Genomic DNA, 12852 nt, shown 5'->3' on the forward strand with positions numbered 1-12852 from the left:
ATCTAAGGAGAACAATTCTTTCCCCCCCTCTCCCCATCCCCCCCTCTCCCCCTCTCCCCCCCTCCCCCACTCCCCCTGGTGGCGCATCTATGCAGTTGCGGCTGGTACTTTTGTCGCGGGTGTAGTTTGGTTGCCAGTGTTTTTACAGAATAGCTATGGTGATAAATTAACTGATTGGATTCAAGCTCCGCGTGTGGGATTTGCTTGGATTAGCCCACTTTTTCAAGCTTTTGCCGCATGGATTACAATGCTATTTTTGTTACCAGTTGAATCACCACAAATAGCAGTTGTAATTGTTTCTGGGGTGGTGATGCTGATTTTCTTTATTTGGCTATTACCAATTCTGTTTGGTGGTTTGAAAATTCAGCTAAAGCAACCAGAAACTCGTTTGATGACGCAGGTGTTTGTTCTTGTAGTTGTGAGTGCGATCGCTTTATTTTTTATCTTCACCTATTTTCTCGGTATTGACTTAACACGCGGCGCCCGCTATAACTTTGTTTACTTTCCTGCTGTCATAGTTTTACTAGGGGCAAGTTTCGCAGTTTCCTGGCATCCTCAAGTTGGACGCCCAAGAAGTTCTGGAAAAAAAGCTGTGGCGATAATTTGGCTAATGGGATTTTTCAGCGCAGTCACAGTTTTGAGCAATCTAGGTTATCAAAAATACTACCGTCCTGATCTCTTTGTGCAATTAATTCAAAAAACATCCCAAGTGCCAGTACTAATTGCAACCACCCAAAGAACTCATGTACATATTGGGGAAATGATGGGAGTAGCCAGAGAATTTAAAATCCAAAATTTAACTTCCCCCACTCCCCTATTCCTCCTCGCACATCAAGACCAAAACCCCAATACATCTTCTGATGCTTTGCTTCATACTTTAAAAGAATTACCACGACCTCTGGATGTATGGTTAGTAAACTTTTATGCACCTCAACCAGAAGAAGTGAAAAAATGTGCTGCTGATATGCAATCTTTGCCAGCTGTAAACGGCTATGAATACAAACTTTATCACTGTAAATGAAAGTAATAAAACAGCTAAAATTACAAAGTTAATTTTTCAGTCTTTTAGCAGAGACAATTTTGGGAAAGTAACCTATATTGTTACTGTCGTCTAGCCAGAATATTTTGATTTGAGATAATGCGTCATGTCGCAAAAATCATCTTAAAAACCAAAGCTTCGCATTATTTAGGGTTAATTATTTGGATTGTTCCATTATTATTATCTAACAATGGACAACATAGCCTTATGCCTCAAGATGAAGCTATGTATGCTGTGCGTGCCCGCTGGATGCTAGAGTCTGGAGATTGGATAACTCCCCAATCATGGGGGGAACTAGTTTACGAAAAAACGCCTGGTTTCTACTGGTTGCTAGCAGCTTTTTACAAGATATTTGGCATTAATGAGGTAACATCTCGACTACCTGCCCAAATCACTTGTATTTTCAGTTTATTGCTTACTTATGAAATTGCAGTTATTCTGCTGAATAGACGTATTGCTTGGTTAGCTTCGGCAATTCTCGGTGTATCGTTTCTTTGGTTGCAAAGTAGTAGATTAGCTACGGCAAATACAGTTACGATTTGTGTAGCACTTTTAGGATTTTATTGTTTATTAAAGGCAGAATTAAATCTAAAATATCACTTTTATTGGAGCTTTGGGGCAGGATTTACTTTTGCGCTGGGCTTTTTAATTAGGGGTCAATTAATATTTGTACCGATGATAGGTTTATTACCTTATTTAATTTGTGAACATCCCCGTCATCGACATCTTTCAAACCTCATATTTTATCTTGGTTTTGTAATTGGATTAATTCCCTCACTGACTTGGTTTTGGTTAAGTTGGCAGCGCTATGGTGGGATAGTTTTTGAACAATTCTTCGCTTTAGCTGTGAGGATAGCTTCCCAAAAGCGTAATGGTAATTCGTGTTTATTTTATCTTTGGAATACTCCGATTAAGACTTTTCCTTGGGGTTTTTTTAGTCTTTGGGGTACAATTCTAATTTTACGCCATCCTATTTTTCGATATCGGTTGATATTAGTTGGATGTCCTTTAGTTATTTTGACAGAAATTAGCCTGATTTCTACGCGCTTACCCCATTACGCACTGATACTTTATCCAGTGATGGCAATGCAAGCAGCAATTGCTTTTGATTGGCTTTGCAAAATTTATGATAATAAATTAAAAACAAAATATTTTGTGTCTCTACCCCGAAATTTAAGTTATATATTCGGGGGTTTGGGTGGTTTGATTTTTTTAGCAGCAATCCTACTTTATACAGACATTTTACCTATTACTATCGGTGAGGATGTAGATATTAGAAGCTACAGACAAATAGCGCTAATTTTAGGATTGGGTTGGCTAACCTTGCCTTTAATATGGATTGCGCGTCATCGTTTTGGCAATAAATTTTTAACAGCTAAGTATTGGTTGGCAAGTTGGTTATTAACTGCATGGCTGGCTTTAGCTGCGACTGGTGCGACAGGATTATTAGGAAATTATAATCCGGATGTGAAGGTGTTTTTAAGGAGGGATGCGATCGCACGAGTCCTTGAAAACAATTCTATCAACTTTGTGGTACAAAAAACCGAGGCTCTGACAACAGGTGGAGACGAAGCACTATTGTTGCTGACGTTTTATACTCCTCACTGGGGACAGCGATTTAAACAAATTCAACAGCTTCCACCCGGAAATTATGCCTGGGTTAGTCCAGAATTCTCGGTTGTCTCTACTGCTTATCGGCAATTAGGAACTTTCCGGGGATGGAAGTTGATTCAATTTGAAAATGGGTAATTGGGAATGGGGCATTGGGCAATGGGCATGGGACATTGGGCATAGGTAATTCCTCCTTGTCTCCTTGTCCCCTTGTCCCCTTGTCTCCTTGTCCCCTTGTCCCCATTCCCCCAATCTACCTTACCCTTTGCCGCGTATGTCGCATCTCAAGACCTTGCTTAATCCAAGTTAAACATTCATATTCTGACTTGAATAATTTGGGCGCGGCAATATTATTCAATAATTCCGGCGGATAATGGTCGTAGAAATATTTATCATCCTGTTGAAAGACAATAATCAAATTTTGGTGGTACGTGTAGCGACGCTGAAAACTATCGCCATGACTGACAAAATCTGAATGTTTCTGAATATGTTCTTTGGCAATATCAATGATATTACTCAAGCTAGTGCCATAGATTTCTGCCGGATTTTCTGCTTTGTGAAATTGGCTTTTTTGCCCTATTTCTGACAAAAGTTTGTAAGAATAAATCTCGTAATTATCCGCTTTGCCATAAACAAAGGGGATGATGAGATACCCTTCAAATGAAACTGAACTTTCATAAAGAAGACGGCTCATCTTGACCTCCTATGCGTGTAAATGCTCCCTGAATTAAGCTATTGCTTTGTTGAAAACGCAATGATTTCCGCAAGCAAATAGCTTTGGTAGATGGTTTTGTGATATGTGGTAAAAATTAGGAACAACGCAAACAACTGCTATTTACTTGCACGCTTGACGGCGTGTTGTTTACGAGAAGCTGAATATTTGAGTTATTAATTGGGCTTCTTAGTCGTTTGTACTGCCTATCTTCAAATTACCATAACAGGTTGACTGACAATAACAATGAGGGGTGTAGGGGTGCAGGGGTGTAAGGTTGTAGTCGGCGCTTCAGCGCTGAAGATAAAGCAGCGCTGAAGCGCTAACTACAATAGAGGTTTTAAGCTTCGACTTTTACGCCTCTCCAGAAGGCGATATAACCCTCGATATTTTTCGCTTTCTCTTTGGCAGTGGGATAGTACCAAGCTGCGTCTTTGTTGACTTGTCCATCAACTTCGATGCTGTAATAACTGGCAAGACCTTTCCAAGGACAAGTGGTGTGAGTGTTACTTTCCTTAAAGTATTGCTGGTTGATTGCGTCTTTGGGAAAGTAATGATTGTTTTCCACAACTACTGTTTTATCGCTTTCGGCTAATACAGCGCCATTCCAAGTTGCTTTTGCCATAGTGGTTTTGTGAATAAACTTTACACTTAATATTTTGACACTTACACGGCTGCAAGCGTTGGAATTATGAGAGATTAAAAAATACAGATATCCTTATGTCTCTGTTGTAGTATGACTTGGGCGTAGGCGTAGCCCCTTAAAGTAGACATCGCTACCTCAAGCCTTTGGAAAATGATATGTGTGAAAATTGAAGTAATTTTTACATATACTAACTAATAGTGATTTTATGGTAACTGTAACACTGACGGCTGTTGCTACTGCGATCGCTACTACGCTTTGGACTAAAGCACAGGAGAAAATCGGCGAAAATATTGGTGATGCTACATGGACGCTAGGTGGTAAGTTAATCGAAAAGCTTCGCCAAAAGAATAAGTCGCCATTACTCACCAATGCTGTAGAAGCAAATGAACCGCAGCGTTTAGATTATGGTCAAGCAGTGCTGGAACTCAAAGCAGCCGCAGACGCAGATCCAGAAATTGCTCAAGCTGTTTTGGAAGTGGAAGCAGCAGCAAAAGCAGAACCAAAACTCACTCAAAAAATTCAAGAAATAGAAAATACCCTCAAGTCTCAACAGCCAACCATTCAAAATCTGACGCAGCTCGCAGAAAAAATTGGGGTTGTAAATCAGGGACAGATAAATAACCAAATTAATAACTTGACGTTTTGACTACAGTCGTCTCAAGGGGAGGATGGGACAAAGTTAACTCCCGATGGCTGGCGTGAAATCTGCCGTGAATTGTTGACAGAACGGCGAAAGCTGACTACAAATCCTCTGACATCAACTGAAGGAGTTGCCCTGGAAGTTGATGATGTTTACGTGCCATTGGGATTAGTTGAGCGTAAAAAACAATCCAAGCTTAAAAATAATGTTTCTCCAGAACAGGGTTCAGACAAGGTTCAAGGCGATTTTTCTCCAAAACAGGGGTCACAACTGTACAAAGAGACAGAAATCACCAAAACATTTGAGCATGATGCTTTTCTTGAAGAAGTTCTCAAACAGAAGAATACGCCTAAAAGTAAAGGTAAGCGAATTGCAATTATTGGCGAACCAGGAGCCGGAAAGACAACACTATTACAGCAGATTGCTAATTGGGTATCTCGTGAGATTGACCAATCGATTGTAATTTGGGTATCTTTAGCAGATTTGCGAGAGAAGGAACTAAAATCTTATCTGTTCGAGAGTTGGTTGACTCAGGTGGCTGAGAAAACAGGTAAAGCTGAAGCCACTAAGCAACTGAAGGATGATTTTGTTGCTTTGTTTAATCAAAATAATGTGTGGCTGCTGCTAGATGGGTTAGATGAAATGTCCGCATCTTCAGGTAATCCTCTAACAGAAATTGCTCGACAATTCCGTGAAACAGGGTTAATTTCTCAAGTGCGAATTGTGCTGACTTGTCGGGTTAATCTGTGGGATGGCAGCATTAATGCACTTGATGATTTTGGTACCTATCGCACTTTAAATTTTTCTTATCCACAACAAGTAGAGAGATTTATTTACAATTGGTTCGCTGCTATTCCTGAAACTGCAAAGCAGTTATGCACTGCGTTGAAAGAGTCAGGTAAAGAACGGATTCAGGATTTAGTGAAAAATCCTCTGCGGTTGACGCTGCTGTGCTTAAATTGGCAATCAGGAGAAAGTAAATTACCAGATACTCAAGCGGGACTCTATCAGCAATTTGTTCATGACTTCGACAAGTGGAAAAAAGAAGAATTTGCTATAACACCTGAGCAGCGTCAGCAACTCAATATCAAATTGGGGGAATTAGCTAAAGCAGCAATAGACAAAGAAGCAACCCGTTTTCGCTTGCGACAAGATTTTGTTAGTCAGTTTTTGGGGGATGCTGATGATGAAAACTCGCTGTTGAAATTGGCACTAAATCGCGGCTGGCTGAATTGTGTAGGGATAGATATAAGTAGAAAATCTGTTTACGCTTTCTTTCATGCCTCATTTCAAGAGTACTTTGCTGCTAAAGCAATTAATAACTGGAATTTCTTTCTCAACCACGTTCCCAAAAATCCCAGTCAAGGAACTTATCGCATCTTTGAACCGCAATGGAAGCAAACAATTTTACTTTGGTTAGGGCGCGAAGAAGAAAACCTCAAAGATAAAAAGCAACAGTTTATCGATGCTTTAGTCAACTTTAAAGATGGATGTGCTAAGTGGAATAGGGAATATGTTAAGTGGGATGGGGAATATGTAGATAAAGGATTTTATGAATATCGTGCCTATTTTTTAGCTGCCGCAGGAATTGCAGAGTTTAGGAATTATTATAAAGCTGATGACATAGTTGATCAAATTATCAAGTGGACATTTGATGGTCTAAGTTCAATCAGAGAGGAAGCTAAGTCAGTACTGCAACAAACAGACCGGACAAAAGCGATCGCTGCTTTGGTGCAACTGCTGCAATCAAATAATCTGGATGACTACACCCGTAGGCAGGCAGCAGAAAGCTTAGGACAAATCGGCACTGGCAATGAAAATGCGATCGCTGCCTTGGTACAATTGTTGCAATCAACTAATGTGGATGACTACATTCGTCAGGACGCAGCAAAAAGCTTAGGGGAAATCGGCACTGGCAATGAAAATGCGATCGCTGCTTTGGAGCAACTGCTGCAATCAAATAATCTGGATAACTACACCCGTAGGCAGGCAGCAGAAACCTTAGGACAAATCGGCACTGGCAATGAAATGGCGATCTCTGCCTTGGTGCAACTACTCCAATCCCAAGATGTGGATGAATACACCCGTGGGGATGTGGCAGAAAGTTTAAGGAAAATCGACCCTGGCAATAAAATGGCGATCACAGCTTTGGTGCAACTGATACAATCTCAAGATGTAGATAACTACAATTACATTTACTTTCAGTATCCAGAAAGAGCGATAGAAAGCTTATTACGAATCGACCCCGGCAATGAAGCAGTGATCGCCGCCTTGGTACAACTGCTGCAATCACAAGATGTGGATGACTCCACGCGTTGGCGGGTGACAAAAAGATTAGGGTGGATCGACCCCGGCAATGAAACAGTGATCGCCGCCTTGACGCAACTGCTGCAAGCCACAACTATGTCTGACTTTACTCGTAGTCAGGTAGCAGAAAGCTTAGGGCAATTAGACCCTGGCAATGAAATAGCGATCGCTGCCTTGGTACAATTGTTGCAATCAACTAATGTGGATGACTACATTCGTCAGGACGCAGCAAAAAGCTTAGGGTGGATTGGCACAGGCAATGAAACACTAATCGCCGCCTTGGCGCAACTGCTGCAAGCCATAACTATGTCTGACTCCACCCGTAGTCAGGTAGCAGAAAGCTTAGGGCAAATCGACCCTGGTAATGAAATAGCGATCGCTGCTTTGGTTGAACTGCAACAATCCATAACTGTAGATGACTACATTCGTGAGAACGCAGCAAAAAGCTTAGGGCAAATCGACCCCGGTAATAAAATAGCAATTGCTACCTTGGTAAAACTGTTGCAATCAAAAGATGTGGATGACTACACCCGTGAGGACGCAGCAAAAAGCTTAGGGCAAATCGGCATAGGCAATAAAATAGCAATTGCCGTTTTGGTACAACTGTTGCAATCAAAAGATGTGTATTGTGACATCCGTAGGGAGGCAGCATCAAGCTTATGGCAAATCAGCACAAGTAATGAAACAGCGATCACAGCTTTGCTGCAACTGCTGCAATCCCAAGATGTGGATTACTATACTTATACGCTAGCGGCAGATACTTTAGGGCTAATCCTATTAGGGCTAATCCGACGAGACAATAACTATCTATCTATGGCAGTAAAAACTTCAAAGCGTTATTGTCTACTTGATAAGAATTGCTACCATGTCTTATGGAAATGCGCTCAGAATATGCCTTACCCTGATTTCTATCAAGCTTGGCATCAGCCTAATGTTGCTACTCGTGCAATGCAAAGCTTAATGAGAATCCTCTTGACAAGAATAATTTAAGTACTTTTGCAGCAGCGACATTACAAAATTAAGTCCCCGTGGTAACAACAGCTTGCCCATTTGTGACAAAGACAGACGCAGACGTTACAAATGTTTATCTATTAGCAACAACAGCTTAAGCATTAATTACAAATGGATACTCATTTGCTGCAATTGCGTACTCATTTATAGCAATTGCTGTCTCATTCATAATTAATGCTTAAAATTTAATCTAACAAATTAAGCATTAATTATAAATGAGTACTCATTTGTAGCAATTGCTGTCTCATTCATAATTAATGCTTAAAATTTAATCTAACAAATTAAGCATTAATTATAAATGGGTACTCATTTGTAGTAATTGCTGTCTCATTTGCAGCAATTGTTTATGCATTTGTTATAAATGCTTGCACCTTAGTAACAACAGCCTAAGTTTTTATACCTAATGCTTGTGCAATTGTTACTAATGCTTAACAAAACTTAGAAATGATGATGCCCAGTTAAGCCTAAAAAATAAAAATGTGTAGCGACTGTCTTAAAAGTCAAGCGATCGCTCATGTATGATTCCTTAATTTAGTGCGATCGCCAACAGAAATGCAGGTCTGACCAAAGCTACCGATTATGTGAGTTAAAATACTGATATATTCATTACTACCCATGCAGAACGCCCGAAAAAAATGCGATCGCTACATCAGGCAACCAACCAAATCTAGAGAAATTCCTAAGAAATCTTATTAATCTTCAATTTTCTCACTGTTTAAAGTCAAGAGCCGTTAGGGAAAGTCCAGAATAATAGTGATTAAAAAACTTAGCTAAGTCATGTCTAACATATTATAAAGAATATATAGATTTAGTGCGTAATTGAACGTGAGTTAGACGAAGCTAAAAAAGCGGTGATGGTAAAACTTTTAAGCTTATATATTCCCACAAATAATTAAGAGGATGAAGCAATTGAGTAACCTAGATAGAGTTTTAGATGCGGCAATGGATCTGCCTTTAGAGCAGCAAGAAATGCTGGTAAAAATTCTCACTAACCGAATTATTGAAAGTCGCCGAGATGAAATTGCCTCAGATGCAGCAACTTCTATTGCTGAATTCCAAGCAGGTAGGCTCAAAGTCCAGACTGCTGCTGAAGCAATTCAAGAATTACGGGAATATCTCAATAACCCAAGTGCAGCCGATGTATAGGTTGGTTATCACTAGCAAATTTAAAAGAGCTTTCCGAAAATTTGCTCGTCGTAATGCTGACTTGCAAGCCGGAATAGAAGAAACTATTGCTGCTATGGAGAATGATATATTTGCAGCTAACTTGGGTACTCACAAGCTAGAGGGAAAGCTATCAGGCTTGCTTTCATGCTCTTGTGGATATGATTGTCGCATTGTTTTCTCAATAAAAACCGATGACGAGAGTGGGGAACAAGTTGTTCTTTTGCTAGACATTGGTACTCATGACGATGTTTATTAGCTCACAGTACAAGTGCGATCGCCGATTTTGTAGCAACCATCTTAAAATCCTATTATCTTCATAACTACCCACGTAGAACGCCTTGAAAAAAGCGATCGCTATGCTTTGAAAATTTTGTTAAACCATTGGGTTAAACTATTGCTACACCCTAAAGTTTTTTATTCATCATGACTCAATCACCAGTAAAAACTCTTTATGTAACAGACTTTGCTTTGTGGATTGAGCAGACTATCAGCACCTTAAAATCCCAAGATTATAGCAATGTGGACTGGGAAAATTTAATTGAGGAAATAGAAGCATTGGGGAGGAGAGATAGACGAGAATTAGAAAGTCGTCTGACAACTTTATTTGAACATGCCCTAAAACGGAATTATGTAAATTTACCAGAATGTTATGGCGGTTGGGAAGCAACAATTAGCCGCAGACAACAGGAATTAAGCCGTATTCTTCGAGATTCTCCTAGTCTGCGTAATTATTTTTTAACTATATGTGATGAATGTTATCAAAATGCATATACAAACATGAGTAAGGAATATGAATCAAAATTTCCTGATGATTGCCCTTTCCCTAATGATGTAGAAACATTATTGGCTGACAGTTTTTGGCATTCTTAAAAATATCACAAAAGCAATTCTTCAACAAATCACCAACGTTGAACCTCAAAGAATCTGAGACATCCCTTTTCTTACCAAAACTACGGTGTACACACAAGTGATTTAATCATCCCAAATCTCATTTCGTAGGGTGTGTTATCGCGCCAGCATAACGCACCACCAAAGATTTGCGGTGCGTTAGGACGTTCCGTCCATAACGCACCCTACAAGACTTAATTTACTCAAACCAATCTTTTCCTCCTGGTAACTCTGCTAAATGATGATCAATAATATCTGGTAATTCTTTGGGATGATATTTATAAGTTAAATGTAAAAGTTGTTGAGCAATATTAATTAATGTTTCTCGATTAAGTCTTTGGGAAACTTGACTAGGTTTTAACGTACCTTCAAAAATCTCGGCGCTGGCTGGTCGAATTGCCATTGCTACTGCTTCTTCTAAATATTCTTGCCAGTCATCAGCTTGAATATAATAAGATTTTTGATTAGCTTTAATATTTAATTTGGCAATTTTAATTACTGAATCCGAGATAGAAGCAATCCAAGAGTTGGTTAAACGCTGTTCAATTTGGTTTTTAATTAAATGAATACATAATCTAACTAAAAAAGCTTCTATTTTTCGCAGAGTTGCCTGTTTACTCATCTCCTCTAAATCATCAATAATCTCTAGGGCATCATCATAACGATGCTCTAAGATACTTTGTCTTAATTCTATTAATTCTTGTGTCATAGTGAACTAATAATTCTATGAAGTAAATACTAGCATTCCTGAACAATTTGGAACTGTAAACCATGCATCTAGAAACGTAAGACTTCCCTTCGTCTGTCGATAATGTGAGTTAAAATCCTAATATCTTCGTAACTACCCTGACAAAACGCCCCAAAAAAGCGATCGCTATGCTTCAGTATCCCAATTTAGAACAAGCGCTAAAATATCACTTCGGTTACGATCAATTTCGCCCCGGACAACGGCAAATTATCGAGGATGCGCTGCAAAATCGGGATTTACTGATTGTTATGCCTACGGGGGGAGGAAAATCGCTGTGTTTTCAACTACCTGCAATTCTGAAAAAAGGCTTAACGGTGGTAGTATCCCCGCTGATAGCTTTGATGCAAGACCAAGTGGAATCATTGCGAAATAATAATATTTCCGCAACATTTCTTAATAGCAGTCTTGACCCTTATAGAACGCGATCGCGTGAAGAAGCGATTCTCAAGGGTAGAGTTAAATTACTCTACGTTGCCCCAGAACGTTTATTAAGCGAAAGGTTTCTGCCTTTTCTCGACTTAGTACATCACCAAATCGGTATTTCTGCCTTTGCGATTGATGAAGCGCATTGTGTCTCGGAGTGGGGACACGATTTTCGTCCAGAATACCGTCAGTTGCGATCGTTGCGGAAACGCTATCCAAATGTACCCACTCTCGCGCTTACCGCCACTGCCACAGATCGAGTCCGCAATGATATTATACAGCAACTGGGATTAAAGCAACCAAGTATTCATATCGCCAGTTTTAACCGTCAAAATCTCTATTATGAAATTCGCTCCAAAACGAAGTCTGCTTACGCGGAAATATTAGAAATTGTCAGAGAAAATGAAGGTTCGGGAATCATCTATTGTTTGACGCGCAAAAAGGTAGATGAACTCACTTTTAAACTGCAAAATGATAAAGTTGCTGCACTTTCTTATCATGCAGGTTTAACTGACGAAGAACGCACAAGCAATCAAACTCGCTTTATTCGCGATGATGTGCGCTTAATGGTTGCAACTATCGCTTTTGGGATGGGAATTAATAAACCGGATGTCCGGTTTGTGATTCACTTTGATATACCGCGTAATTTAGAAAGTTATTATCAAGAATCAGGCAGGGCGGGTAGAGATGGTGAAGCATCTCGGTGTACAATGTTTTTCAGTTACGGTGATATTAAAACAATTGAATGGAGTATTAATCAAAAAAGCGATCCGCAAGAACAATTAATCGCGAAACAACAATTACGTCAGGTAATTGATTATGCGGAAGGTACAGATTGCCGGCGGACAATTCAGCTAGGTTATTTTGGCGAACGTTTTCCGGGTAATTGCGGTAATTGTGATAATTGTCGTTTTCCCAAACCGGTGCAAGATTGGACAATTGAAGCGATGAAATTTCTATCTTGCGTAGCGCGTTGTAAAGAAAGATTTGGGATGCTTCATATTATAGATGTGTTGCGAGGAGCAAAAACACAAAAGATTACCCAAAACGAACATGATAAACTTTCTACATACGGTATTGGCAAAGATAAAAGTGTTGATGAATGGCGAATGTTAGGGCGATCGCTTTTACATCAAGGCTTATTAGAACAAACTGCCGATGGTTACTCTGTCTTGAAATTGAACGCTTTGAGTTGGGAAGTAATGCGGAAACAGCGTACAGTTTCTATAGCCATTACCGTCGCGCAAAAGCCGATTTGGGAAGGTGACAGCGAGAAAGCACAAGAAGTGGAAATGCTAGTTTATCGATTGCGATCGCTTCGCAAACAACTAGCTGATGAACAGTCTGTTCCACCTTATGTTGTCTTTCCTGATTCTACTTTAAAATTGATGGCACAAGCCAAGCCGAAAACACTTGCTGAATTTGGTAAACTTTCGGGTGTTGGTAGTCATAAACTCGCGCAGTATGGCGAGATATTTATCAAGGAAATTCGCGCATACTGTCAAGAACAAGATTTGTCATCAGAAAAAAGTAACGTTACTTCTACACCTTATCTTGCCTTACCTACAGAAACCGAATATTTGACTTTACACTTACATCAACAAGGTTTAACTGTGGAAGAAATTGCTCAAAAACGCAATTTTAGACCCACAACAATCAT

General features: G+C 39.7%; 12 protein-coding genes. 8 read left to right on the forward strand and 4 right to left on the reverse strand.

Going from position 1 to position 12852, the window contains the following annotated elements; translation table 11 throughout:
- Together AABK37_RS36200 and AABK37_RS36205 are read left to right on the forward strand one after the other, a co-directional pair.
- On the forward strand, nucleotides 1-1021 hold a 1021-nt coding region (locus tag AABK37_RS36200), incomplete at its 5' end, for a glycosyltransferase family 39 protein (protein ID WP_432556282.1).
- Nucleotides 1022-1138: 117 nt separating this feature from the next.
- Complete coding sequence (locus AABK37_RS36205) at nucleotides 1139-2788, forward strand: ArnT family glycosyltransferase (RefSeq protein ID WP_432556283.1); 1650 nt, start codon at nucleotides 1139-1141, stop codon at nucleotides 2786-2788.
- Here AABK37_RS36205 and AABK37_RS36210 read toward each other — a convergent pair.
- From AABK37_RS36210 to AABK37_RS36220, 3 genes are all read right to left on the reverse strand, one after another.
- On the reverse strand, nucleotides 2724-2894 hold the full coding sequence (locus AABK37_RS36210; protein ID WP_432556284.1) for a hypothetical protein: 171 nt from the start codon (nucleotides 2892-2894) through the stop codon (nucleotides 2724-2726). The genes AABK37_RS36205 and AABK37_RS36210 overlap by 65 nt on opposite strands.
- A 9-nt stretch (nucleotides 2895-2903) precedes the next feature.
- Nucleotides 2904-3344 (reverse strand): hypothetical protein, encoded by a 441-nt coding sequence (locus AABK37_RS36215; RefSeq protein ID WP_432556285.1) that lies wholly within the window; start codon nucleotides 3342-3344, stop codon nucleotides 2904-2906.
- A gap of 358 nt (nucleotides 3345-3702) precedes the next feature.
- Nucleotides 3703-3987 carry a DUF427 domain-containing protein gene (locus AABK37_RS36220; protein WP_432556286.1) on the reverse strand — a complete coding sequence of 95 codons (285 nt, stop codon included), beginning with the start codon at nucleotides 3985-3987 and terminating at the stop codon, nucleotides 3703-3705.
- A 226-nt stretch (nucleotides 3988-4213) separates the two neighbouring features.
- On the opposite strand from AABK37_RS36220, the gene AABK37_RS36225 reads away from it, so the two are divergent.
- From AABK37_RS36225 to AABK37_RS36245, 5 genes are all read left to right on the forward strand, one after another.
- Nucleotides 4214-4654 carry a hypothetical protein gene (locus AABK37_RS36225; protein ID WP_432556287.1) on the forward strand — a complete coding sequence of 147 codons (441 nt, stop codon included), beginning with the start codon at nucleotides 4214-4216 and terminating at the stop codon, nucleotides 4652-4654.
- Between the two features lie 72 nt (nucleotides 4655-4726).
- Nucleotides 4727-7945, forward strand: a complete 3219-nt coding sequence (locus tag AABK37_RS36230) for a HEAT repeat domain-containing protein (RefSeq protein WP_432556288.1) — start codon at nucleotides 4727-4729, stop codon at nucleotides 7943-7945.
- Between the two features lie 921 nt (nucleotides 7946-8866).
- Nucleotides 8867-9112: a hypothetical protein gene (locus AABK37_RS36235; RefSeq protein ID WP_432556289.1), complete on the forward strand. Its 246-nt coding sequence runs from the start codon at nucleotides 8867-8869 to the stop codon at nucleotides 9110-9112.
- The gene (locus AABK37_RS36240) at nucleotides 9105-9389 is read left to right on the forward strand and encodes a type II toxin-antitoxin system RelE/ParE family toxin (RefSeq protein WP_432556290.1); all 285 of its coding nucleotides are present in this window, start codon (nucleotides 9105-9107) and stop codon (nucleotides 9387-9389) included. Before AABK37_RS36235 ends, AABK37_RS36240 begins: the two co-directional genes overlap by 8 nt.
- Nucleotides 9390-9556: 167 nt before the next feature.
- Nucleotides 9557-10003 (forward strand): DUF29 domain-containing protein, encoded by a 447-nt coding sequence (locus AABK37_RS36245; protein WP_432556291.1) that lies wholly within the window; start codon nucleotides 9557-9559, stop codon nucleotides 10001-10003.
- Nucleotides 10004-10220: 217 nt separating this feature from the next.
- Here the strand turns inward: AABK37_RS36245 and AABK37_RS36250 are convergent, their stop codons facing one another.
- A complete protein-coding gene (locus AABK37_RS36250; protein WP_432556292.1) occupies nucleotides 10221-10730 on the reverse strand; it encodes a DUF29 family protein in 510 nt (169 codons plus the stop codon).
- A 167-nt stretch (nucleotides 10731-10897) separates the two neighbouring features.
- Here AABK37_RS36250 and recQ point away from each other — a divergent pair.
- Nucleotides 10898-12852, forward strand: a 1955-nt coding sequence (gene recQ / locus AABK37_RS36255; protein WP_432556293.1) for a DNA helicase RecQ, incomplete at its 3' end; no start/stop codon positions are given.

Source organism: Tolypothrix sp. VBCCA 56010, assembly GCF_050875635.1.
Lineage (GTDB): Bacteria > Cyanobacteriota > Cyanobacteriia > Cyanobacteriales > Nostocaceae > Hassallia.

Coding starts and splice junctions, on each gene's coding strand:
- AABK37_RS36205 (WP_432556283.1), top strand. CDS start 1,139: ATGCGTCATGTCGCAAAAATCATCTTAAAAACCAAAGCTTCGCATTAT.
- AABK37_RS36210 (WP_432556284.1), bottom strand. CDS start 2,894: ATGGGGACAAGGGGACAAGGAGACAAGGGGACAAGGGGACAAGGAGAC.
- AABK37_RS36215 (WP_432556285.1), bottom strand. CDS start 3,344: ATGAGCCGTCTTCTTTATGAAAGTTCAGTTTCATTTGAAGGGTATCTC.
- AABK37_RS36220 (WP_432556286.1), bottom strand. CDS start 3,987: ATGGCAAAAGCAACTTGGAATGGCGCTGTATTAGCCGAAAGCGATAAA.
- AABK37_RS36225 (WP_432556287.1), top strand. CDS start 4,214: ATGGTAACTGTAACACTGACGGCTGTTGCTACTGCGATCGCTACTACG.
- AABK37_RS36235 (WP_432556289.1), top strand. CDS start 8,867: ATGAAGCAATTGAGTAACCTAGATAGAGTTTTAGATGCGGCAATGGAT.
- AABK37_RS36240 (WP_432556290.1), top strand. CDS start 9,105: ATGTATAGGTTGGTTATCACTAGCAAATTTAAAAGAGCTTTCCGAAAA.
- AABK37_RS36245 (WP_432556291.1), top strand. CDS start 9,557: ATGACTCAATCACCAGTAAAAACTCTTTATGTAACAGACTTTGCTTTG.
- AABK37_RS36250 (WP_432556292.1), bottom strand. CDS start 10,730: ATGACACAAGAATTAATAGAATTAAGACAAAGTATCTTAGAGCATCGT.